This is a genomic window from Akkermansia sp. KLE1798 (assembly GCF_001580195.1).
Taxonomy (GTDB): Bacteria; Verrucomicrobiota; Verrucomicrobiia; order Verrucomicrobiales; family Akkermansiaceae; genus Akkermansia; species Akkermansia biwaensis.
The window spans coordinates 1-22,686 of record NZ_KQ971093.1 but is presented as its reverse complement, the minus strand read 5'-3'; the positions used below and the strand labels follow the sequence as shown (position 1 = coordinate 22,686).

The window sequence follows — 22,686 nt, the reverse complement described above, 5'->3', positions numbered from 1 at the left end:
TTCCATGCCCAAACTTTACATCAAAACCTACGGCTGCCAGATGAACGAACGGGACTCCGAACAGGTGGCCCGCATGTTCGTCCAGAAGGGGTACACCATGACGGATCGCGAGGACGAGGCGGACGTGATCCTGTTCAACTCCTGCTCCATCCGTGAACAAGCGGAGCAGAAAGCCCTGGGCAAGATGGGGCTGCTCGCCAAGCAGCAGCGGCACCGCCCCCACGTGGTGTACGGCATGATGGGCTGCATGGCCCAGAGCCGGAAGGATGAACTGTTCAAGGAGCTTCCCCGCCTGGACCTGGTGATCGGCACCCAGAAATACCACCGCGTGTTCGAACATGTGGACGGCATTCTCCGGCAGCGGCAGGAATGCCGCATGGACAACCTCCGTAGCGCCTTCTCCGGCAGCCATGTATGCGACGTGGCGGAAGAGGAGGACTCCCAGAACCAGATCCGCGATCACCTGGACCCGGGCGCACGCTCCACGGCCTACGTTTCCATCATGCAGGGGTGTGAAATGAAATGCGCCTACTGCATCGTGCCCTACACGCGCGGAACGGAGCGGAGCCGCCCCATCCGGGACATCGTGGACGAAGTGGCGATGCTGGTGGACTCCAGCGTGAAGGAAGTCACCCTGCTGGGCCAGATCGTCAACCGGTACGGACGCCAGATGGACAGCGTGGATGGAAAAGGCGGCTTCGTCCAGTTGCTGGAAGCCGTCCATGAAGTGGAGGGCCTGCGGCGCATCCGCTTCGTTTCCCCCCATCCCATCGGCTTCCGGCAGGACCTGGTGCAGGCGTTCACCTACCTTCCCAAGCTGTGTAGCCATATCCATTTCCCGATGCAGAGCGGCAGCGACCGCATCCTGAAAATGATGCGCAGACCGTACAGGAACGAAACCTTCCTGGATCTTTGCGCGCAAATGAAGCGGGCCCGTCCGGACCTGTCCATCACCACGGACATCATCGTGGGTTTTCCGGGAGAAACAGAGGAAGACTACCTGCTGACCAGACAGGCCGTGGAACAGGTCCAGTTCGACAACGCGTTCATCTTCCGCTATTCCCCGCGCCGCGGCACGCCTGCCGCCGCCATGGAGAACCAGATTCCGGAAGAAGTGAAGGAGGCGCGCAACCAGGACCTGCTGGCCGTCGTCAATGAAATCGCCGTCCGGAAAAACCGTGAACTCATCGGCACGGTTCAGGAAGTCCTGCTGGAAGGGCCTTCCAAGACCAACGCCGCGCGCCTCTCCGGCCGCACCTCCCAGAACAAGCCCGTGATGGTGGATGCGGAGCCCGGCCTGACGGGACAAATCCTGCCCATCCGGATTGAGGAAAGCACCGGATTCACCTTGTACGGCGTTCCGTGCCCTTCCAGGGAGTAACGGTTACGCCGTTCTCTTCCGTCTTCAGGTACAGGGTTCCGGTTTCCGGCAGCCGGTACACGGTCACGCCTTCCGGCACGGGGCATCCCCATTCCGTCGTGAAAATGACTGCCTGGGCTCCGGTTTCCCTGATCCATGCAGCGCTGCTGACCGGGTCGCGCGGATGATGCCCGATAATCAGGACATCCGCCTTTTCCGTTTCCTCCGCCCGCGCCAGGGAGGAAAACCCGGCATTCCCGACCAGCAGCACGCGGCGTCCCCGGTACGTCCACGTCAGCACCGGGCTCCGGTCCTGATGCACCCCCGTAGGCAGCGGCTCCGGCAAGTCCGCCCTCTCCACCCTGTTGCCGGAGCCCAATATCCACTCCTCCACAGAATGCTCCGCCCCCGTGCGACCCCAGTTCCGGATGCCGGGATACTCCTTCAGCAAGACTCCCATCCCGGCCCGTTCCGCCCTGCCGCTCCTGGCCATCGCCACGCCGGAAGGCCGTATATGAAGGGATTTCAATATGGGAAGAAGAGTGTAGCGAACTGTATTCTCCGTACCGGTATCCACCACCAAAGCCGGATTGGAAATGACGACGGACCAGGCGTTTTTCTGCATGGGAATCACCAGGGCTCCGTTTTCCGCAGCAGGAAGCCGGGCGGGAAGATAGCTGCACGGCAGGTCGGCCGCAAGCTGGGTAATGCCCAGCATGCACCCGGCCAGCCAGGCCGCTGCGGCATTGCAGACGGACAATGCCCAGGGACACCACGCAAACATCAGCCCGAACAGGGAAATACCCATCAGGAAGGGAACCAGCAACGCCAGGCACATGTTGGTGAGGGGCGCATACAGGTTCCAGGTGCCGAAATGCCACGCCGTCAGCGGGATGGACATCAGCCATGCTCCCACGGACACAAGCAGGGTTCCGCGGCACGCTTGTTCCAGCCATACCAGTCCCCTTTCCCGTGCGTTGTAAATCCGGGTAGGAATGAACGGGTCCGGCGCCCACAGGGGCTTTTCCCGGTTTATGTATGCTACGATGCACACAATCACGGCAAACACGCAGAAAGAAAGCTGGAACCCCGGCTGGAAAACCTGAAGCGGGTCCACGAAGCACAGCACGATAAACGCCAGAGCCAGAATGTTGGCGGGATGCCCCTTCCTGCGCAGGACGGAGGCCAGCAGCCAGACCACCGCCATGATCAGGGCGCGCAGGGCTGAAACGGACATTCCCGTGACAAACACATACAGGGCCAGCAGGGGGATGCAGGCCAGCCGCGCCACGGGGGGACGGATGAGCAACAGCCTCAGCAGGCCCAGAATCAGCATGGCGGCCAGCCCCACATGCATGCCGCTGACGGCGAATACATGCATGCAGCCGCTCCTCATGAAGCTGGCCATGGTCTCCGGCCGGGCGTCCGTCTTGTCGCCCAGCACGGCGGAAACCATGACCTGCCGGGCCTCGTCGTCCGGCGGCGCGCCCTGTTTCAGCAGGCCTGCCGCCTTTTCACGGAGATGCAGGGAAGCTTCCAGAAATCGGCTGCGCCAGTCTCCCGCCCCCAGCTCGGAAAATCTTTCCAGCCTGACTCCGGCCGCTACCCGGTGCAGATAGCCCCACCGTTCCCGGTCAAACAGGCCGGGCCCGCAGGGAGGTTTCAGGGAATAAATCTCTCCCTCAATCCGGTACCGCTTTCCCGGTTCCAGAGGAAGCTCCCCTTCACGGGAAGAAACCGTATAAAGCCACCTGGCCCCGTGCGGCCTGAACAGGACGGAACGCCCGGAAACGGTATCAACGGAACCTTCCGCCTCAAATCTCCCACCCTCTTCCACAGCCAGATTCCGATATTGCCGCCCGTAATCCAGCAGACAGCCGCCGGCCCAGACCGCCAACGCGAGAGCCAGCAGGCTCATGGCGGGCATCCGGAACAGGCAGGGCAGCAAAACCCAGCAGGCGCAGCACGCCCAGAACCACGGGGACACGTCCACGGCCGCACAGGCGCACAGCATGGCCAGCGCAGGAGCCAGCAGCGGAGCGGAAGCCATCATCCGTTCCGGCCAAGGCCGCAGCAGGTGCCGCTCCTTCTCCATGGGGGGGACGGTTACGGCATGGCGTCCGCTCCGTCCGGAACCAGGGGAAGAACGGAAGGCAGCGGGAGAACGACGTTGGCAGGGAGGGGGGCCTTGCGCTGGAGCACCTTGGGCGCCAGCGCCTCACTCGTTTCATAGGCGCCGCGGAACATCTCCAGCTTGGCGTCCAGATTGTCGATATAATGAAGGACCACGGCCTCCGGCGTCTTCGGGAACACCGGGGAGCCGAACGCCAGTTCCCCGTGGTGGGAGGCAATCAGGTGCAGCAGATGCATGCGCACGTCCGGGGAGGGCGGATCCAGCGTCTTCCAGGAATCCGCCTCCGGCAGCGCCATGATGCGCTTCCACAGATTGTTGACCAGTTCAATTCCCAGAGGGATGTGGCCCAGCAGTTCGCCGGCTTCCGAATACGGCATCGTGAAATCCTCCTTCGGGTAGCAGTTCTCCCACAGTTTTCCGCAGTCGTGGAACAGGCAGCCGGCCAGCAGGAGGTCGCGGTTCAGCTCCGGATTTGCCTGGCACACGGCGGAAGCCGTGCGCATCATGCCGGCCACATGCTCCACCAAGCCGCCGCGGCGTGCGTGGTGGTACGTTCTGGCGGCGGCGGCGCGCTGGAGCCGTTCTCCGAACTGTTCCATGAATTCGACGCACAAGGACCGGATGCGCGGATCATTCATGCTCTTGATCAACACGCAAATTTCCTTCAAATCCGCCTCCTGCTTCTTCTTCAGGGTCCCGGAACCGGCCAGAAAACTTTCCTTCTCCGCCTCCTCCAGCAGGCGCACGTCCAGATCGGCGGCTTCCATCCCGAAAGAACCCTTGGTCCACTGGCCGCGCAGGCTTACGAAACTGCGGAGAGGCAGGGAGGCCAGCACCCGGAACCAGGGCTTGTCTTCCCACACCTTCAATCCCATGGTCCCTTCCGCATCGGCAAAAGTTACGTCCAGGTACGGCTTGTTGCTCTTGGTCAATTTCTGCGCACACTGGGAAATCTGGGCAAAAACCTCCGCTTCCACCTGGCCTTCCGCGGCCAGTTTTCCCAACTCCATGAGACTGACTTGTTCCATGCGTGCCATCTTGCCCCGCTTCTTCCCATCCGTCAAGAAAACGCCGGGCGCACGGCCACTTATCTCCGTGCCGTCACGGCAGGTTCCGCAAAAACAGGAATACGCTATTTTTCCAAAACGCCCAGTTCCGCAATGACGACATGACTGCCTTCCAGCACACGCCTGCCGACAAAACGCAGGTAGCGGGCTTTCACGGGAGCCTTCAAATCAATTCTCTGAAGGACGGGATTGGCCCGGATATTGGAAAACTCTCCCTCCGCCGCGGGAGCCCCCCATTTCCTGCCGTCCTCACTGAAATAAACGGCGTATTGGTCAATCGTACCTTTGGAGGAATCCGCGCGCGGAGTGTACAACACGGCCGCCACATTCACCGCGCGGCCCATGTCGATATCAAGCGCCTGGGGCGGAGCAATCTCTCCCTGCGGGGCATGCGTGTGCCACAAGGTTCCCGGATCACCGTCAAAAGCCAGTTCCGGCGCGGCGGCGGCCCTCTCCCCGCCGATCACTTTCCAGTCCCGGGAAGGTACCGGAACCACCCGCGCCGTGACGGAAGACTTCCTGCCGTTCCCCTCGCTCACCGCCTTTACGGTTCCACCGCCGGAAAGGACAAACGGCTTTTCATAAACAGGTGACTGCGGTCCCGGTTCCGTTCCGTCCGTCGTGTACCGGATAACGGCTCCCGCCGCAGCCGTCAGCGTTACCCGGCCGTCGCGATCATAGCTGACGGAGGGAGCATTCAGAAAACCGGGGTATTTCCACAAGGAAACCTCGCAAAGCGCCGGAACAGTCTTGAACTCTTCCAGCACTACGCGCACTTCATCCGTTGTCACGGGCCTCCCTTTCAGCATCACCCTGGCCCCGATGCTGGACCCCTCCGCCCATGGGACGAACCGCCCGTTCTCGCACACTTCCACACGGAACTTGCGCACCCTCTGTCCAAGCTGGATGGGCTCCGCCAGGCGGATGACGTCAAACGTCGCGGAATCGGGCAATTTCAGTGTGAGGGAAGGGTTCCCGTCTTCCTTGGAGGCGATCCAGTACGTGGTGCGCTTCCGGTCGAGCACATACCGCGCCCCGTACCCGTTCAGGGTGGAGGAAGCGCTCGCCTCCGCTCCTTCGGCAAAATTGCGGGAATAAAGCTCGTTCAGCAACACACGGAATCCCGCCAAGGACTTTTTATCTTCTTCATGAATGCGCCCTCTCCGGTCCGGCGGCACATTCAAATTCAGGTTCGCCCCTCTCCCTACGCTGTTGAAATACAATTCCAGAAGATTCTCCGGCGTCCGTACACGTGAATTCTCGTGATCATGCCAGAACCAGCCCGGACGAATGGAAACGTCCACTTCCGCGGGAATCCAGTACTTCCCGTCCACGGTGCCTTCCACGCCCAACTGGTAGCGGACCGTGCCGGGGGCAGGTTCCGTTCCGGCCTGCAAGGGTACGGGCGTATAAGTGGCCCAGCACGGATAACCCGCATAACCGCTTTCATTCCCCACCCACCGGACATCAGGCCCCACATCGGAAAAAATGACGGCGCTCGGCTGGAGCTTCTTCAACTCGCTCCACGTCGTTTTCCACCGGTAATAAGTGCTTCTGTCAATAGACCTCTTTTCCCGCGCACCGCCGTAATAACCGTCGCCGCCGTTTGCTCCGTCAAACCAGGCGAGAAAAAGGGGGCCGTAGCCTGTCGCCAGCTCCTTCAACTGCCTGCGGTACATCCCGATATATTCCGGCGTGCCGTAGGAGGAGGCGTTGCGGTCCCAGGGAGACAGGTAAACTCCGAACTTGAGGCCGTATTTTTTACACGCGCGCGAAACGTCTTTCACGACATCCCCCTTTCCGTTTTTCCACGGGGAGGAAGCCACGCTGTGCCGGGTGGTCTTCGTGGGCCACAGGCAAAACCCGTCGTGGTGCTTGCAGGTCAGCACCACCCCCTTGAATCCGGCATCCGCCAGTGTCCTGACAAGGTCGTCCGCATCAAAATCGGAGGGGTTGAAAAGTTCCGGCTTTTCGTCTCCATAGCCCCATTCCTTCCCGGTAAACGTATTGATCGTGAAATGAACGAAGGCGTACATCTCCATGTCATGCCAGGCCAGCTGTGCCGCGGAGGGAACGGGAAGCAACGGTGCCACCCTCTCCTTCGCCCCGGCGGTTCCCATGCCGGTCGCCAGCACGCACATTCCCAGCAGCGCCGGCGCCAATCTGTTTAATAATCTTTTCCTGCAAGTCATCTCGTCCAATCATGTACGTGGAAACGGGTTCCGATTCTTTCCGGTAAACGATGCCTCTCTTTTGGTCTTTTTTCTTCAGGCCGGAATGCTACCATTCCTGCAACTTACGGAACCGTCTTCATGTTACACATCGGATGCCATCTCTCCTCCGCAAAAGGGTACGAAGCCATGGGCAAAGTGGCCCTCTCCATCGGCGCCAACACCTTCCAGTTCTTTACCCGCAACCCGCGCGGCAGCAAGGCTAAAGCCATTGACGAGCAGGATATCTCCCGTTTTCTGAAACTCGCCGGGGACAACGGATTCGGCATTCTGCTGGCGCACGCCCCCTACACGCTCAATCCCTGTTCCGCAGACCCCAAGGTAACCCGCTTTGCGGCCCAGGTCCTTCAGGAGGACCTGGCGCTGATGGAATATTTGCCGGGCAGCCTGTACAACTTCCATCCGGGCAGCCATGTAGGCCAGGGAGTGGAAAAAGGCATTGAACTGGTGGCGGCGCAACTGAATGACGTGCTCTCATCCGGACAGACCACGACCGTGCTGTTGGAAACCATGTCCGGAAAGGGCAGCGAAATCGGAAAAACCTTTGAGGAACTGGCCTCCATCATCGAACGGGTGGAACTGACGGAAAAACTGGGCGTCTGCCTGGACACGTGCCACGTCTATTCCGCGGGCTACGACCTCGTCAACCGCCTGGACGGCGTGCTGGAACACTTTGATTCCGTGCTGGGCCTGGAACGCCTGCGCGCCATCCACCTGAACGACAGCATGACGCCGTTCGCCTCCTTCAAGGACCGCCATGAAACCATCGGCAAAGGTTCGCTGGGCGAACAGGCCTTCATCAACCTCATCAATCATCCGGTCCTGCGGGAATTGCCCTTCTTTCTGGAAACGCCCCGGGACGATGCCGGGCACGGCCAGGAAATAGCCTGGCTGAAGGAACATTACCGCGCCTGAACCCGGCGGAATGCGGCCCCGGTGCCGTCACAGCGTTCCTTTCCTCTCCCGGAAAAAGCTTGCAAGAGCGGTCCATTCGGAATAAACAGGGCGTGTAAATTAGCTTAAACTAACTCATGTGCCTGTTTTTCCACAGGCTCCATCATCCGGTTTTATGAAAGAAATGCGCATCGCAAAAATAACAGGGCGTGAAATCCTGGATTCACGCGGTAACCCCACCATTGAGGCGGACGTGTACCTGGAAGGCGGAGCCACAGGCACGGCGGCCGTCCCCAGCGGAGCCTCCACGGGCGAACATGAAGCCTGGGAGCTACGCGACGGAGATCCGGCCCGCTACCAGGGCAAGGGCGTCACCAAGGCCGTGGACAACATTCGCGACATCATCGCTCCCGCCCTCATCGGTCTGGAAGCGACGGAACAAACCACGGCGGACGCGCTCATGCGCTCCCTGGACGGCACGTTCAACAAGTCCAAACTGGGCGCCAACGCCATTCTGGGCGTTTCCCTGGCCCTGGCCAAGGCCGCTGCCGCGCAGCTCCAGCAACCCCTGTACCGGTACTTGGGCGGCCCCAACGCAAAAGTGCTCCCTGTACCGATGATGAACATCATCAACGGCGGCGCCCACTCCGACGCCCCCATCGACTTCCAGGAGTTCATGATTGTTCCGTCCGGAGCGCCCACCTTCCGGGAAGCGCTGCGCTACGGCGCGGAAGTATTCCATGCGCTCAAATCCGTTCTTCACGGCCGCGGACTGTCCACCGCCGTGGGGGATGAAGGCGGTTTTGCCCCCAATCTTGATTCCGCTGAAGACGCCCTGGACTGCATCGCCCAGGCCGTGGACAAGGCAGGCTACCGCTTCGGGGAAGACATTGCGATTGCCCTGGACGTGGCCTCCTCCGAATTCTACGATCCCGAATCCGGCCTGTACGTCTTCAAAAAGTCCGACGGAAGCCGCCGCACGGCGGAAGAACTGACGGACTACTACGTGGAACTGAAAAAGAAATATCCCATCGTCTCCATTGAAGACGGCTGCGCGGAAAACGACTGGGACGGCTGGAAAATCCTGACGGACAAGCTGGGCAAAAACACCCAGCTCGTCGGGGACGACCTCTTTGTCACCAATGTGGAATTCCTGCGCAAGGGCATCAGCCTGGGCGTAGGCAACTCCATTCTTGTAAAAGTCAACCAGATCGGCTCTCTCACGGAAACGCTGGATGCCGTGGAACTGGCCATGGGCAACCGCTATACGGCCGTCATTTCCCACCGTTCCGGAGAAACGGAAGACGCCACGATCGCGGACATTGCCGTAGGCACCAATGCCGGCCAGATCAAAACCGGCTCCTTGAGCCGTTCCGACCGCATGGCGAAATACAACCGTCTTCTCCGCATTGAAGAGGAACTGAGTGAATCCGCCCGCTACGGCAACGGATTCGGTCTCTTTTAACCCATTTTCGCCGAGATTGATACAAAACAATCCCCAATCCCCGCGCCGCATTTGCGACCGGGGATTTTTCTTATTCCGATGGAATGGAAACTTTTCTTTGCAGGGAAATATGCAATGCTGTGGCGTCTCCTGCCCTGCACTGACTGACTCTTTACCCATCCTTCCCATACCATGCCATCCCGCCTTTCCCTGCCCGCACATTCCCTGCTGTGCGCGGGTCTGCTGTACCTGGCGCTGCCCATGATTCTGTTCCTGTGGGGATGGCTTCAGCCTCTCTTCTCCCTCCCTCTCTGCGCCGCCGTGGCCTGCGGACTGTACGCCACGGGCCGGAAACTGCCGGAAGGGCATCTTTCCCTGACGGGACGCGGAACGGTTCTTCTCCTTCTTCTGTCCGCCGGGTGTCTGCTTCTGGCATTCCTGTGCGGTTTTACGGGCCACTTCCAGCAGCATGCGGACTTCACCATCCGCAATGCCGTTTACGGACAGCTCATCGCGGAACCATGGCCTCTCGTCATGCCGGACGGCCGTCTTTTCATCTACTATCTGGGCCATTGGCTGCCGCCTGCCTGCGCGTTGTCCTTCTGCCCTGCTGCATACGCTCCCTGGCTGCTGGCGGGATGGACTTTCCTGGGGCTGGAACTGGCGCTTCTGACAGCGGCATGCCGCTGGGGAATCCGTAAGACTGCCTGGTGGGCCCTGCTTCTCCTCTGTCTCGGTTCGCCCGCCGCATCGCTGGACTGCCTGGGCATGCCCCTCTCGAACCTGTTTCCAGAATACAACGCCCAGATAGCCCTGTTCATCGGCATTCCATCTCAAATATTCAACACGTTCAACCATGCCGTTCCGGCACTTCTGTGTTCGGTCCTGGTCCTGACGCGTTCCCTGCCCGCCTCCGGCTACTACCTGATGGGAGCCCTGCTGCTGCCCGGTTCTCCCCTGGCGGCCCTGATTCTGCTCCCCTTCATTCTGTATGAAACACTCTTCCGGGACAGCCGGAACAAGGCATCCGGGCCCGGTACGGGCGAACGTCTGCGCACTCTCCTGCGCCGTCCCGTTTTCTGGATAGGGTTCCTGTGCGTGGCGGTCATGAGCCTCTTTTACGCCCATCTGGACGGGGGCGGCCAATTCTCCTGCCTGCTTGCGGACCAATACGCGGCGGCGTTTCACTACACCATGCAACGGATGGTGCTTTATCCGGACTCCGTCAAATACGCCAGCTTCCTTCTCTCCCTGCTTTTGAATGTACTCCTGCCAGGGACACTCCTTTTCCCTGCCTGCAGGCGCATGCCCCTGTATTACATCACTCTGGGAGGAATGGCATGCTGCCTCTTTTTCCGGATAGGCATGATGAATAACGAACTGCTGTTCAAGGCTCCCGCCGTGCTTTACCCGTTTCTGGCCTTCCTGTTCCTGCACGCCCTCCGCACCGGAGGCACGCGGTCCCGCATCCTCCTGGCCGTTTACGTGGCACTCACAGCCATTCCCTCCGTGATTTGTGTGACGGAAAAGCTGGGGACATTCTCTACGGACGGCGCCCTCATGCGGACACACCGGCAGGAAAGCTACGGAGGAACGCTTTATCACCCGGAACAACCGCTCTACCTCCAATTCATCAAAAAAGACGGCCATCCCCTTCCCGGCTGGCTGTTCAAGGGATGCCGGAAGCCGTAAAGCCGGAAACCGGCTCAATCCAGCCGAATGCCGAACATGTCGGACAGGGAGCTTGCATCCCTGTCCAGGGCGTCTTCTCCGCCGGAAGCCGGTTCCGGAGCATCCGGAATCAGAACGGACGCGTCAATTCCCCGCAACGTAAACAACAGTTCCGGCTGATCGTCCAGCATCACGCCGAACGCGTACAAGGCCGCCGCAGCATGCTTGCACAAATCCGCCCAGTCCGGGCAGGAACAGGAAAAGCGCCACTCTTCCGGCCTGGGAAAAAGGCCGCTTTCAGGGTCGCACAGGATACGCAGCAGCTCCGGGGATAAATTCCCTTTCAGCAAATCAATCCAGGACCCGATATGTCCGGCGCACTGCGCACGGAGCCGCTCCAGCGATTCTTCGTCCGGAGTCGCCGCCTCCGCGCTTGCCTCATACAAATGCTCCCCCATTACCAGGGCGTCTATCCGGCCGGGGGACACCTTCATGTCCAGAACGCAGCCATAACGCAAATACGTTCTTCCGGGAGCCAGCCGCATGCCGTACACCTCGCAAGCTCCCAGGCTCTTCATCCATTCCCGGCCCCAGAAGTTCTTTGCCAGATTCCGTCCGGAAGCCGCCACGGGGTGCAATTCCACTCCTTCCGCGGCCAATTCTGCTGCCTTTTCTTCCGCGCGTTTCCGCAAATCCGCCCGTTTCAGGGGCATTTCATCATCCATGCACACAAAGGAATAGTAGCATTCTGCACTCCCTCAAACACGAAAAAATTCTTCCCTCTGACCTCAGTTGCTGAATTTGTCCGCAAAAATTCTTTATGATAAAGATAGCACGAATATTTTTTCTATAGCAAGAGATATATCATTGGCTCCTTCCCCAGACAAATGATTGGCACTAAAAAAGGAACTTCTCAATACAGCCGATCCCACATCATAAAACAGGCGGCACGAATACTATAAAATTCTCTAAGCATGTTCATAATCAATTGAAAAACAATCTATTATAAATCATGAATTGTTTCCCCCGGAAAAACTACGACTCCGGCAAAATAACCACCGTATCACACGGTCACATTGCATTCCCGTCCATCTCACCAGACTTGGGAAAAAACCATATTTCCTCTTCCATTGGGAAACACTCCATATCCGGGTAGCTTTAGCTCTTCCAACTTTGTCAGGCATTCGCCCCGAAATATCCGACGCCATATTTTCCGCGCAATGCCACGGAGCCAGCGTCACATAAAACACTTCATGGAATGGTGTAAACCAATGCTGTAACCAATAATCAATGGCTTTGTACTGCGCTATCCACGTCTAGGCATGCCGTCTATCGGGAAGCCTCTGCAATATCTTCTTCCGGGCTCTTCGGTGTAGCAACATGGAAAAGGTGCCCAATACGCCCGAACACCGGTAAATATTAAAAAAACGGAATTATGCTCTTTAGGCTTGCTTGAGTAGAAAATAAGTTCCTTTTTTGATTATGCGCGCAAACACTTTGTAAGAAAATCTTGTGCGTCCGCAACGTCAACATCTTCGTCAAAATTAAATACAATTTCTTCTAAAACCTTGCCTTCATATTGAGTGACTCCGCGAGAGTTTCTACCCGCCCAATGTTTAATAATTCTTGTGGCAGATAAAAGCTGTCGATTGAACATAGAGCAAAGACGAGTGCTAATGTGTTTATTGTCGTCAATTGCAACTACATAGATTAGATACACGCTTTTTTCTTCTGAAAGGAAAGAAAGGAGCTTGTCAATATTGTATCCCTTTGGATTGCTTGATAGGAATAAAACCTTTGTTTTTATATCAGTTTCCGTAAGATAATGCTCAAATTCTCTTCCGTAATCCCCCAATTTATCGGCGGTGAACATCTCTGGCAAGGGTGTTTTATCTCGCAAACAACGGATTAAAGTGTCTTTCAAATCATCTTCTTGAGTTATTAAGTATTCGATAATCCGTCCTCGTAAATTAACGTTGTCAATGAAAGCCGCTATTGCGATTTCTGATTCAACAGATTTTACTCGCTTGGATAAATCATCATCCAATATGCCATACTCCTTTGAAGCCAAGAAGGAAGTTGCTCTACTTACAGAGTCTCGAATACAATCAATCTGAGATTTTGACGGGAGAAATTTCTTTCCCGTTGGAGAGATATTATTCGTCGCTTCAACCAACCGTTCGAGGTTTTCTTCGAATGTGTAATTTTCGTGCGACGAGAATAAAAACTCAAAGCATTGGGGAAGATTGTCTATCCCCTCAAAAGAACGCATAATATCGCTTCCGTTGAAACTACCTTTTATATTATTAAACCGCAATTCCTGAGATGAGTGACTAATCTTTCTCAGAAAGGTTGTATTTGCAAGCATCAAAAAATTCCTTGATGGAGTCACAAGGCATACAAAGAACGGCATATTGTCGTACTTATGTAAGGCGGAAAGAGAAAGGACCGTATTAGAAAAACTGGATGAAGCCGCTCTGCAAAATCGGATGGCAAACCATTCTCCATAGTACACGCTTCTATCTTTTACGAGTTTGAATCGCTCTTGTACTTGAGTTGCTAGCGATGCTTTATCTGATACTCCATCTCTATCGGATATAAATTTAACCAAACAATCAATTATCTCTCTGTTATACATTTTCGCTTTCTCCAAAATCAAAAAGAGTTCGTTCTTCGTCAACTTTAATTTCTGCCACTTCCACGTTCTTAGTTCGCTTTCTGCCCCGCTTGGCATGTGAAGAAAACGAAGAATTAGACTTTGATTTCTGCTCTGTTAAGGAGTTACGTTCCCAAAACACGCCATCCACATAGCCTTGGATTTGGGAGTCATCCTCTGCCATTGCAAGTCGTTGCTCTATCCAAACGCAATACTGAGGCTCAATCTCAACGCCTAAAAAATGACGATGGAGTTTTTTTGCCACTACACTTGTTGTACCAGACCCCAAAAATGGGTCAAAAATAACGTCCCCCTTAGATGATGATGCAAGCATGATTTTTGCTATCAACTTTTCTGGTTTTTGCGTAGGGTGGGCCGTGTTTTCCGGCATAGACCAAAACGGAATAGAAATATCGTCCCAGAAATTTGATGGACAAGTATCTCGGTAATTGCCGTTTTGGGACTCGGTCCAATCTTTTGGCTTGCCGTCAACACGATATGGGGCAACAATCTTTTTTCTAATTTTTACCGCATCAAGATTGAAAGTGAAATTATCGCTATTTGTTGCAAACCAAATATCTTCCATTCCGTTTTTCCAATTCGCTTTTGCGCCACGACCTTTTTCTCTCTGCCATGTAATGCGATTTCTTACGGAGAAGAATTCCTCCAACACATTGCCGATAATTAGGCTCGTTCCCCAATCGCAACACACATATATTGAGCCAGTATCTTTCAGTAAAGATTTGACCCCTCTTAGCCATTGCCGAGTGTATTCTTCGTAGTCTGATTTCTTTCTCTTTGCAAAGGTTGTTCCATTGAATGATTTCGTTAGATTGTACGGAGGGTCAGCAATCACTAAATCTACACTATTAGGAGGCAACAAGGGTAAAACCTTAAATGTATCGCCTATTATTGTTCTATCAAGCACATTATTAATCGAATTCTGCTTTTCAGTTATAGATACACAACGGTCTAAGTAAATCGTTCCCTCACTTATAGGGGTGTCTATTGTTTTATTTCGTTCTGATTTTTTAATTGCCATCTTATTTCTTTACTCTAATTGCAATTTTTGATGTTGATTCTATTAAGATTATTTAAATTTTAGAACCAGCATATCTTCATTTTGAAAAACTTTTTCTTCTATATAAGTTGTGTTTGTTTTAAGCAACTGAAAAACATACTAGCGTTTCAAACGCATCTTCGGCTTCACCATGATTCATTCTATAATAGAACTCGTCAATATATTTTTGCAAGTATTTTGGGCTGATCTTATGGAATACTCCGTAGATACCTCTTTTATCGAGGATATCCGCCCGGCGGAAACCGCGCGCCTGACCTGGGATGCCATTAATCTGGAAGAACGGGTAGTTTGCCTGAAAGGGTTTCACAGCAAGACGGGGGGCATGTTCAAATCCATTCCGTCCTGCATCAGCTGCTCAAGGAAGCGTGGCCTCCACAAAAAGAGACCTCTGTCTGCCCTCCCAATTGGACGGAATGCAGTATGAAATGGGGCATTCCGGACTGCATTTGCTTAAATCCCGCTATCTAGACATGCAGAATATTTCCAGAAAGGACACTTCCACGTTCTGGGCCGTCAATGAAACTAAACGCTCTTCATCGCTCTTTTGACACCATTACCCATTTCTGGCTTTCAAATCCACCGGGCTTCAGGCACAACAGAGGGGTCATGTGGAAAGGCAGATTTTCTAAACCCACCGCTGATCTGGTTCAACGCTACGGCGAATCCGTCTCCTACGACTGGAGGCTCTTCCGCCAGGACATTGCCGGATCCATCGCCCATGCGCGGGCACAGCTCAAGGCAGGCCTGCTGACGCAGGAGGAGTTCGACGCCATTGAAGGCGGCCTGAAGGACATCCTGAAGGACATTGAGGCAGGCAACTTCACCTGGAGCCGGGAGCTGGAGGACGTGCACATGAACATTGAGAGCGAGCTGACCCGCCGCATCGGCGCGCCCGGCGCCAAGCTGCACACGGCCCGTTCCCGCAATGACCAGGTGGCTACGGACACGCGCCTCTACTGCCGCACGGAGATTGATGAAATCCTGGAAAAGGTGCGCGGCCTGCAGCGGGCCCTGGTCATGAAGGCCAGGGAATACGCGGATGCCATGATGCCCGGCTACACCCATCTTCAGCGCGCCCAGCCCGTCACGATGGGCCACCATCTCCTGGCCTACGTGGAAATGCTGAACCGCGATGCGGACCGCCTGAAGGACTGCCGCAGGCGGCTGAACGTCTCTCCGCTGGGTTCCGGAGCCATTGCCGGTTCCACCATTTGCCTGGACCGCCACGGAATAGCCGTGGAACTGGGTTTTGACGCCGTCACGGAGAATTCCATGGACGCCATTGCGGACCGGGACTACATCATGGAAACCCTGTTCGACCTGGCCGTCATCGGCGCCCATCTTTCCCGCCTGAGCGAAGACGTCATCCTGTGGTGCACGGCGGAATTCGGCTTTGCCACTCTTTCCGACGCCCACACGACGGGCTCCTCCCTGATGCCCCAGAAGAAGAATCCGGACGTCGCGGAGCTGACCCGCGGCAAGACGGGGCGGCTGTACGGCAACCTCACCGCCGTCATGGTAGCCGTCAAGGGCCTGCCGCTGACCTACAACCGCGATCTTCAGGAAGACAAGGAACCGCTTTTCGATTCCATCGACACCATCAAGCTGGCCCTGGACGTCAACGCGGAGATGATCGCCGCCATGACGGTCAACACGGAGCGCGCCCTGGAAGCGGCCTCCGATCCCATGCTGCTGGCCACGGATCTGGCGGATTACCTGGTGCGCCGCGGCGTTCCCTTCCGCCAGGCCCACGAATTGGTCGGCAAGGCGGTCGCCATGAGCATTTCCACCGGAACTCCGCTTCATCAGTTGAGCGACGATCAATTCGCTTCCATCTCGGACGCCTACGGAACGGATGCGCGCAGTGTATTTGAATTGACAAAAGCCTTCTCCCAGCGTACCAACCCGGGGGCTCCCAATTCCGAAAATACCTGCCGCCGCATCGCCTACTGGGAAAACGTCCTTTCCAAATAGCACGGCTTCAGGAGGCGGACGGAACGGAGAGCCGGCCGGCCGCCTCCGCGGCGCGCCCTCAGGCGCAGACAGGGGGAGTTTTCCAACCATTCCCGGCATGGCGCAACGCCATAGCCCCCAGATCCGGCAGCCATGTTCAAACCAGCTCTCGTTTCCTCCCTCAAAACCTACACCAGGCAAACTTTCCTCTCAGACCTCTTCGCGGGGCTGACCGTGGGCGTCGTAGCCATTCCTCTGGCCATGGCCTTCGCCATTGCATGCGGGCTTTCCCCGTCCCAAGGGCTTGTCACCGCCATTGTGGCCGGGTTCCTCATTTCCCTGTTCAGCGGCAGCAAGTACCAGATAGGCGGCCCCACAGGCGCCTTTGTGATCATCATTATGGGCGTGCTGGAACAGTATCACGCCTCCGGCCTGCTGATCTGCACCCTGATGGCGGGCGTCTTTCTCATCATCTTCGGCGTCTGCCGCATGGGGGCGCTCATCCGCTTCATCCCCTTCCCCGTCACCACGGGATTTACCTCCGGCATTGCCGTGGTGATCTTCTCCACACAGATCAAGGACATCTTCGGCCTCACCATTGCAGAGAAAATTCCCGGTGATTTCATCGACAAATGGGCGTGTTACTTCCAGCACTTCCACACCGTCAACTGGGCCGCGCTGGGACTGGCCGCCGGAACCGTCATCCTTACCCTGCTGAGCCGCCGCTTCTGGCCCAAGGGCCCGGCCATGCTGGTAGGCATGCTGGGAATGACGGCCGTTTCCGTGGCCTTCACACTCCCCGTAGCCACCATCGGGCAGGCCTTCGGCAGCCTGCCGAACACATTGCCCATGCCCTCCCTCCCCCATATCGAGTGGCACAACGTGGGCGCGCTGACGGCGCCCGCCTTCACCATCGCCCTGCTGGCGGCCATTGAATCCCTCTTGAGCGCGTCCGTGGCGGACGGCATGACGGGCGGACGGCACAAGCCGAACATGGAACTTATCGCCCAGGGCATCGGCAACATCGGCTCCGCCCTGTTCGGCGGCATTCCCGCCACCGGAGCAATTGCCCGCACGGCCACCAACATCAAGGCGGGGGCAAAAAGCCCCGTTTCCGGGATGATCCATTCCCTGACGCTGCTGGCCATCCTGATGGCCTTCGCGCAATACGCGCAGCAAATCCCGCTGGCCGTGCTGGCGGGCATCCTGACCGTCGTGTGCTACAACATGAGCGAGATGCACACCTTCAGCCGCCTGCTGAAGGGCCCCAGGCAGGACGCGGCCGTACTGGTGATCACCTTCCTGCTGACCGTCTTTGTGGACCTCGTCGTGGCCGTGGAAGTGGGCGTGGTGCTGGCCGCCCTGCTCTTCATGGGCCGGATGGCGCAGATCAGCGACGTTTCCGCCATCAAGAACGAACTGCTGGACGACGATTCCGAAGACAGCGGAGACCGTTCCACAGCCAAACTCAATATCCCGGAAGGAGTGGAGGTGTTCGACGTCAAAGGCCCCTTCTTTTTCGGAGCGGTGGAGCAATTCAAGGACCAAGTGCTGAAAACGCTGGAACACGATACGAAGGTGGTCATCCTGCGCATGCGGCTGGTTCCCGCGCTGGATGCCACCGGTCTGAACGTCCTGTCCGACTTCTGCCACCAGTGCCGGGAACACGGCTGCACCCTGCTTGTCTGCGGCGTGCAGCCCCAGCCGCTGGATGTCATCCGCCACGCTCCCTTTTACCGGGAATTGAAGCGCTACAACATTTGCGAGAATATTGACGCCGCCTTGATCCGGGCCGACAAGATTCTCAACGGCCCCGCTCCCAAACATCTGTAAGAGAGAAGGAGGACGGTCAGGCTCCGTGCGCCTCCAGATAGGAAGCTCCCCACGCGTTCATGGCTTCCAGCACGGGAAGAACGCTCCTGCCGAACGGCGTCAGGGAATATTCCACCTTCGGAGGAACGACGGGATAGACTTTCCGCTCCACCAGCCTGTCCGCCTCCAGTTCCCGGAGCTGCTGAACAAGCATCTTGGTCGTGGCCTCCGGAACCAGCCGGTGCAGTTCATTGAACCGGAGAACGGAGTTCTGGTAAAGAAACCAGAGGATCACGATCTTGTATTTCCCCCCGATCAGGGAAAGAGTTGCCCCGCAGGGGCAGCGGTAGGTGGAAGGGGGTTTCTTCATGGCTTCAGTAACTTTTTGGGTACTATACTACAAAACAGTGCCTACTTGTCAAAAAATCCCTGTCGCCCTATTCTGGCCGGAATTCCATTTCACCAGATATGAAAGTGACTATTGACCAAGAAAAGTGCATCCATTGCGGCCTGTGCAAAAAAGCCTGCATCCTCACCCGCTTTTGCGGATTCGACTCCCTGGAACAAGCCGCAGAACAGCACTGCATCGACTGCGGCCACTGCGTCGCCGTCTGCCCTCGGCAGGCCATCATCCATGCCGCCGTCAAAAAAACGGAACCCATCGGCCCCGTCCCGGATGAGCAGGGATTCCTGAATCTGCTGATGAAAACCAGGAGCGTCCGGCATTTCAAGCCCTCTCCCGTCGGCAGGGAGGCCTATGACCTCATGCGCCGCGTGGCGGAATACTCCCAATCCGGCCTGAACGCCCAGGAAATTCGTCTGATAGTCATCGAGCATCCGGATGCCCTCTCCCGCATCAGGAAGGCGGCCATGCGCATGTACGGGAAACTGGAGAAGCTGGCCCGGTTCCCTCTGACGCGCTTCTTCCTGAAACTGGCCCTGAACCGGAGGGACTACCGGTCCGTGATTTTTGAAAGCGCTACGCATACCCTACGCCGGCAGGCTCAGGCGCGGGGCGAAGACCCCATTCTGTACGGAGCCCCGGCACTGATTCTGCTGACCGGTCCGGCGGCATCGCAAACCGGCCGGGAAGACGCCACCGTCATCTCCCAGAATATCATGCTGGCCATGACTTCCCTGGGTCTGGGATGCTGCTACATGGGCGGATTGGTCCTGGGATGCCGGATGCTCAAATACCAGCCTCTTCTCCAGACCCTGCAACTGCCGGAAAAGCAGGAAGTGTACCAGGCCTTCGTTCTCGGCGCCCCCACCCTGCAACTCAGACGCATGCCGGAACGGAAATGCCGTGAAGTCACTTTCCGCCGGCTCTCCGGTCAATGACCGGAATCCTCTTCCTCATACCGAGAAAGCAGGAAGTCCAAATCTTCCAGCAAATGCTGGCTGGTGCTGTTCCAGCGCTTCTTTCCCTGCAGGGCCAGAACACATTCCTTTTTATCCGTAAAACGGTAGCGGGTAATGCCCTGTTCCCGGAGGCGGGAAAGGTACTGCCTCAGCTCACCGTCAAAAAACAGCCAGAACGGCACGCTGCGCGCGATCTCCGCCACACTGACCGTCATGGGCGGCGTCATGTCTTTCAATTCCCTGGCCAGATGGGCAAGGCCCACGTCCCGGAGCATGCGGCGGATGCGGTCATACAGGTCGGACAGGGACATGACGGACAGATCGCATTCATGCTCCAGATAATAGCGAACGGAAGCGAGCAGGTCTTCCTTGAACGGCAGAGTCGTTCCCGCCTGGCGCGCGGCGGATTCCAGCGCGTCGGCCAGCCACTGCTCACCGTACTCGGCGATCAGGAAGTCGCCGAGTTTGAGCAGAGGTCTGTTGTTTCTGAAGCCGATCATGGAAAATGGATGGGAAGACGTTATAAAATGGGCAATTTGCGCTGAAGGGGATCAATCAGCGTCTGGTGGCGCATCTGAGTGATCTCCTGAATGAATTCCTCCACATTGGAAAACTGGCGGTACACGGACACGTAGCGGATGTAGGCCACGGGATCAATGGCGTACAGCTTTTCAATCACCTTCTTGCCGATCTCGCTGGACGGCACTTCCCGCAGGTGGTCCCGGTGCAGTTCGGAGATGATTTCCTCTACCGCGCGGTCCAGGCGGTCCATGCTGACGGGGCGCTTTTCACAGGCTTTGACGAGGCCCCTTAAGATTTTTTCACGGTTCAGGGCTTCCCGCAGGTTGTCCCTCTTCACAACGCGCAACTCCGTACGCTCGATTTGTTCATACGTCGTGTAGCGGTAATCGCACCTCAGGCAGACGCGGCGGCGGCGAATCGTCGTCCCGTCCTTGGACATGCGGGAGTCGATGACCTTGTCCTCCAGATGACCGCACTGAACACATCTCATGCCGGAACCATACTACCATATAGCGCGCCCATAAAGAAAAAAGTACGCCAAATATAGTGCAGAAGGCTTAACCATCAATATTTCCCAAACACCGTTTCATGTGAATAAAACGCGCGCGGAATATCCCTTTTTCCCGTCATGAAAAGGATTTCCGCACATGCCGGGATTGTGAATAAGCGGCAGACAAAAACCCGCATGGCTTGCATGGAAGGCTGCCATTATTTTCAGGCGAGCCCTCCCGCCGGGGAAAACCGCACCCGGAGTACCCCAAGACATGCTATTTCTCATTGCCGTCATTCATTCACCGTGCCACCCTCATTGACGACGGAGCCTGCGGGCAATCTCGTTCCGTTCAAATTCAGGACTGCGCCTTTCCGGACCGTAATCCGTCCCAAATTCAGTGACTGTCCGTCCATCCCTTCCAAAAACATCTCCGTTCCCCCGGACAACACCCAGGAACACTTCAGAGAGGAAGCCCGCACATTCCTGAACACGATCTTGGCCGCACTCTGCTGCTCCCCTCCATTCTCCCGGACGACATGCACCTCCGCCTGTCCGGACAGGAGCCCAGGCAGAGCCTTCCCGCCCAGCGCCGCAGGTTCCCGCGACGTTATCGTTACCGCGGAACCACCGGGAATGTTCCAGGTCTGCCGTCCCGCCAGTTGAACATTTCCCTTGATGAGCAGATTTTTTCCTTCCGTCAGGCGAATACCTCCCGGTCCCAGCACCAGCCGGTCCCCGGACGCGCCAGCACCTTCAATCACCACCGTATTCACCGCCGGATCTTCCACCCGTATGCCGAACAATTTTACTGTACCGGACACCACGCTCGGCTTGATGGAAGAAGCCACATTCCAGACACACACGTTTTTTCCCGGCTGCTTCCTGTTCATCCATGCTTCCGGAGCTCCCAGCGGAACATCGTAGCGGCCACTGCGGACAGAGCCCGCATCCTTTCCCGCCAGCCGGGCCGCTTCGTAGGCAAACCGCGCACCGATGCTGATCTGGGCAGTCCCACTGTAATGCACTCCCATAGTGTCCCCTGCCGTCAGCTTGGGAAGGTCTCTGGTAGGAACATAGCCCATGCCCGGACGGGAAGCCGCCAGACTCTTCATGACCTGCTGAGTCGTTTTTCCCTGTACGGTGGTATCGCGGCCTTCCAGCCCTCCGGTAATATTTCCAGTCTCCGCATCCGTTTCATTCCTGCCGTCCCAGTTCGCATTCTCCCCAATGATGGCCTTCTGCGCAGCCAGAGCAGACGTATCTCCGTAAGGTTTCAGATCTGCCGACAGATCGTTCAGCAACTCCAGAAAACGGGACGCACTTTCCGGAACAGAAGTGCCCGCGTTGCTCTCCCCCTGCAAATACAGGAGCCCGGAAAACGTTACCTTGGAATATCTGGACCTGTCCACAGCCCCGCAAGCGTTTTTAACGGCCTGCACCAGCGCCTGATAAGCCTGGCCATGCTTTTGCCAGTGGGAATTGTCCCCTCCGTCCCTGGAGGCCTTTACGACTGCAACATCCGCATCCTTGAACCACCCGTTTTTCTCCAAGGTAAAGGCAAACCCGTACTCCGGTCCCATGCACAAATTACCGTTATAGCGCGGCATCGCAGGCCGGACTTGTTCCCAGGCCGTAGAAGCTCCGGCAAACACCCCCTCCCGCTGCCCGAAATTTTCATGCCAGTACAGCGTGGCCTGCGGTTCATACTTCTTCAACAGCTCCGGTGAAGCGGGACTGCCCTTCACTGTCCCCAAAGAGTTGGACTGGCCTGTCAGCAAAAAAATCTTCAACTCTCTGGCTGAAGCCATGGAAACGGAACAAGCCAACAGGAAAAGCAGCAGAATTTTTTTCATGGTGAAAGCTTATCAGAAGCTTACCATACGCAATTTCCTTAATGGGGCAAGATCACAGACAGCGGTTTGTATAAAGACCAGCCTTTGTTTTCCAGTGGTGGCTTAAGTTCCGTGGTTCTTTTCAAGTGTTCGTTACAATTCTTTCATGGACTT

Annotated in this window: 18 protein-coding genes; 7 read left to right on the top strand and 11 right to left on the bottom strand. The window is 56.7% G+C overall.

The genetic code is table 11. The features are described 5' to 3' along the window. Nucleotides 1-4: 4 nt before the first annotated feature. A complete protein-coding gene (gene miaB, locus HMPREF3039_RS10395; protein ID WP_067570526.1) occupies nucleotides 5-1,381 on the top strand; it encodes a tRNA (N6-isopentenyl adenosine(37)-C2)-methylthiotransferase MiaB in 1,377 nt (458 codons plus the stop codon). Here miaB and HMPREF3039_RS10390 read toward each other — a convergent pair. The 3 genes from HMPREF3039_RS10390 to HMPREF3039_RS10380 all read right to left on the bottom strand — a co-directional run bounded on the left by HMPREF3039_RS10390 (nucleotide 1,344) and on the right by HMPREF3039_RS10380 (nucleotide 6,723). Continuing rightward, on the bottom strand, nucleotides 1,344-3,455 hold the full coding sequence (locus tag HMPREF3039_RS10390) for a ComEC/Rec2 family competence protein (RefSeq protein ID WP_067570528.1): 2,112 nt from the start codon (nucleotides 3,453-3,455) through the stop codon (nucleotides 1,344-1,346). The two genes, miaB and HMPREF3039_RS10390, sit on opposite strands and share 38 nt — an antisense overlap. 11 nt (nucleotides 3,456-3,466) lie before the next feature. Then, nucleotides 3,467-4,522, bottom strand: coding sequence for a 3'-5' exoribonuclease YhaM family protein (locus HMPREF3039_RS10385; protein ID WP_167506794.1), 1,056 nt, complete (start codon nucleotides 4,520-4,522; stop codon nucleotides 3,467-3,469). A gap of 104 nt (nucleotides 4,523-4,626) precedes the next feature. Further along, a complete protein-coding gene (locus HMPREF3039_RS10380; protein ID WP_067952111.1) occupies nucleotides 4,627-6,723 on the bottom strand; it encodes an alpha-L-fucosidase in 2,097 nt (698 codons plus the stop codon). 150 nt (nucleotides 6,724-6,873) lie between these two features. On the opposite strand from HMPREF3039_RS10380, the gene HMPREF3039_RS10375 reads away from it, so the two are divergent. The 3 genes from HMPREF3039_RS10375 to HMPREF3039_RS10365 all read left to right on the top strand — a co-directional run bounded on the left by HMPREF3039_RS10375 (nucleotide 6,874) and on the right by HMPREF3039_RS10365 (nucleotide 10,822). After that, nucleotides 6,874-7,707, top strand: coding sequence for a deoxyribonuclease IV (locus HMPREF3039_RS10375; RefSeq protein WP_067570532.1), 834 nt, complete (start codon nucleotides 6,874-6,876; stop codon nucleotides 7,705-7,707). Between the two features lie 154 nt (nucleotides 7,708-7,861). Beyond that, entirely contained in the window at nucleotides 7,862-9,151 is a 1,290-nt protein-coding gene (gene eno / locus HMPREF3039_RS10370; RefSeq protein WP_082770218.1) for a phosphopyruvate hydratase, read from the top strand. A gap of 171 nt (nucleotides 9,152-9,322) precedes the next feature. Beyond that, on the top strand, nucleotides 9,323-10,822 hold the full coding sequence (locus tag HMPREF3039_RS10365) for a hypothetical protein (protein WP_067570533.1): 1,500 nt from the start codon (nucleotides 9,323-9,325) through the stop codon (nucleotides 10,820-10,822). A gap of 14 nt (nucleotides 10,823-10,836) precedes the next feature. Here the strand turns inward: HMPREF3039_RS10365 and HMPREF3039_RS10360 are convergent, their stop codons facing one another. From HMPREF3039_RS10360 to HMPREF3039_RS10350, 4 genes are all read right to left on the bottom strand, one after another. Further along, a complete protein-coding gene (locus HMPREF3039_RS10360; RefSeq protein ID WP_067570535.1) occupies nucleotides 10,837-11,526 on the bottom strand; it encodes an SWIM zinc finger family protein in 690 nt (229 codons plus the stop codon). A 755-nt stretch (nucleotides 11,527-12,281) separates the two neighbouring features. Further along, on the bottom strand, nucleotides 12,282-13,481 hold the full coding sequence (locus tag HMPREF3039_RS10355; protein WP_197457179.1) for a hypothetical protein: 1,200 nt from the start codon (nucleotides 13,479-13,481) through the stop codon (nucleotides 12,282-12,284). Beyond that, nucleotides 13,432-14,499 (bottom strand): DNA-methyltransferase, encoded by a 1,068-nt coding sequence (locus HMPREF3039_RS13365; protein ID WP_082770217.1) that lies wholly within the window; start codon nucleotides 14,497-14,499, stop codon nucleotides 13,432-13,434. The genes HMPREF3039_RS10355 and HMPREF3039_RS13365 overlap by 50 nt, the downstream gene beginning before the upstream one ends. A gap of 118 nt (nucleotides 14,500-14,617) precedes the next feature. Then, complete coding sequence (locus tag HMPREF3039_RS10350) at nucleotides 14,618-14,845, bottom strand: transposase (protein WP_067570537.1); 228 nt, start codon at nucleotides 14,843-14,845, stop codon at nucleotides 14,618-14,620. A 299-nt stretch (nucleotides 14,846-15,144) separates the two neighbouring features. On the opposite strand from HMPREF3039_RS10350, the gene argH reads away from it, so the two are divergent. Both argH and HMPREF3039_RS10335 read left to right on the top strand, forming a co-directional pair. After that, the gene (argH, locus tag HMPREF3039_RS10340; RefSeq protein ID WP_067570541.1) at nucleotides 15,145-16,512 is read left to right on the top strand and encodes an argininosuccinate lyase; all 1,368 of its coding nucleotides are present in this window, start codon (nucleotides 15,145-15,147) and stop codon (nucleotides 16,510-16,512) included. Between the two features lie 132 nt (nucleotides 16,513-16,644). Next, entirely contained in the window at nucleotides 16,645-18,324 is a 1,680-nt protein-coding gene (locus HMPREF3039_RS10335; protein WP_067570543.1) for a SulP family inorganic anion transporter, read from the top strand. Nucleotides 18,325-18,340: 16 nt separating this feature from the next. On the opposite strand, the gene HMPREF3039_RS10330 is transcribed toward HMPREF3039_RS10335, so the two are convergent. Beyond that, complete coding sequence (locus HMPREF3039_RS10330; protein WP_067570545.1) at nucleotides 18,341-18,673, bottom strand: winged helix-turn-helix transcriptional regulator; 333 nt, start codon at nucleotides 18,671-18,673, stop codon at nucleotides 18,341-18,343. Nucleotides 18,674-18,777: 104 nt separating this feature from the next. Between HMPREF3039_RS10330 and HMPREF3039_RS10325 the strand changes: the two genes are divergently transcribed. After that, nucleotides 18,778-19,644: a nitroreductase family protein gene (locus tag HMPREF3039_RS10325; protein WP_231863912.1), complete on the top strand. Its 867-nt coding sequence runs from the start codon at nucleotides 18,778-18,780 to the stop codon at nucleotides 19,642-19,644. Here the strand turns inward: HMPREF3039_RS10325 and HMPREF3039_RS10320 are convergent. From HMPREF3039_RS10320 to HMPREF3039_RS10310, 3 genes are all read right to left on the bottom strand, one after another. After that, complete coding sequence (locus tag HMPREF3039_RS10320; RefSeq protein WP_067570549.1) at nucleotides 19,638-20,165, bottom strand: hypothetical protein; 528 nt, start codon at nucleotides 20,163-20,165, stop codon at nucleotides 19,638-19,640. The genes HMPREF3039_RS10325 and HMPREF3039_RS10320 overlap by 7 nt on opposite strands. 20 nt (nucleotides 20,166-20,185) lie before the next feature. Continuing rightward, nucleotides 20,186-20,677: a transcriptional regulator NrdR gene (nrdR, locus tag HMPREF3039_RS10315; RefSeq protein ID WP_012419886.1), complete on the bottom strand. Its 492-nt coding sequence runs from the start codon at nucleotides 20,675-20,677 to the stop codon at nucleotides 20,186-20,188. A gap of 293 nt (nucleotides 20,678-20,970) precedes the next feature. Beyond that, a complete protein-coding gene (locus HMPREF3039_RS10310) occupies nucleotides 20,971-22,533 on the bottom strand; it encodes a sialate O-acetylesterase (RefSeq protein ID WP_067570552.1) in 1,563 nt (520 codons plus the stop codon). Nucleotides 22,534-22,686 lie beyond the last annotated feature (153 nt).

Coding starts and splice junctions, on each gene's coding strand:
- miaB (WP_067570526.1), top strand. CDS start 5: ATGCCCAAACTTTACATCAAAACCTACGGCTGCCAGATGAACGAACGG.
- HMPREF3039_RS10390 (WP_067570528.1), bottom strand. CDS start 3,455: ATGGAGAAGGAGCGGCACCTGCTGCGGCCTTGGCCGGAACGGATGATG.
- HMPREF3039_RS10385 (WP_167506794.1), bottom strand. CDS start 4,522: ATGGAACAAGTCAGTCTCATGGAGTTGGGAAAACTGGCCGCGGAAGGC.
- HMPREF3039_RS10375 (WP_067570532.1), top strand. CDS start 6,874: ATGTTACACATCGGATGCCATCTCTCCTCCGCAAAAGGGTACGAAGCC.
- eno (WP_082770218.1), top strand. CDS start 7,862: ATGAAAGAAATGCGCATCGCAAAAATAACAGGGCGTGAAATCCTGGAT.
- HMPREF3039_RS10365 (WP_067570533.1), top strand. CDS start 9,323: ATGCCATCCCGCCTTTCCCTGCCCGCACATTCCCTGCTGTGCGCGGGT.
- HMPREF3039_RS10360 (WP_067570535.1), bottom strand. CDS start 11,526: ATGGATGATGAAATGCCCCTGAAACGGGCGGATTTGCGGAAACGCGCG.
- HMPREF3039_RS13365 (WP_082770217.1), bottom strand. CDS start 14,499: ATGGCAATTAAAAAATCAGAACGAAATAAAACAATAGACACCCCTATA.
- argH (WP_067570541.1), top strand. CDS start 15,145: ATGTGGAAAGGCAGATTTTCTAAACCCACCGCTGATCTGGTTCAACGC.
- HMPREF3039_RS10335 (WP_067570543.1), top strand. CDS start 16,645: ATGTTCAAACCAGCTCTCGTTTCCTCCCTCAAAACCTACACCAGGCAA.
- HMPREF3039_RS10330 (WP_067570545.1), bottom strand. CDS start 18,673: ATGAAGAAACCCCCTTCCACCTACCGCTGCCCCTGCGGGGCAACTCTT.
- HMPREF3039_RS10320 (WP_067570549.1), bottom strand. CDS start 20,165: ATGATCGGCTTCAGAAACAACAGACCTCTGCTCAAACTCGGCGACTTC.
- nrdR (WP_012419886.1), bottom strand. CDS start 20,677: ATGAGATGTGTTCAGTGCGGTCATCTGGAGGACAAGGTCATCGACTCC.
- HMPREF3039_RS10310 (WP_067570552.1), bottom strand. CDS start 22,533: ATGAAAAAAATTCTGCTGCTTTTCCTGTTGGCTTGTTCCGTTTCCATG.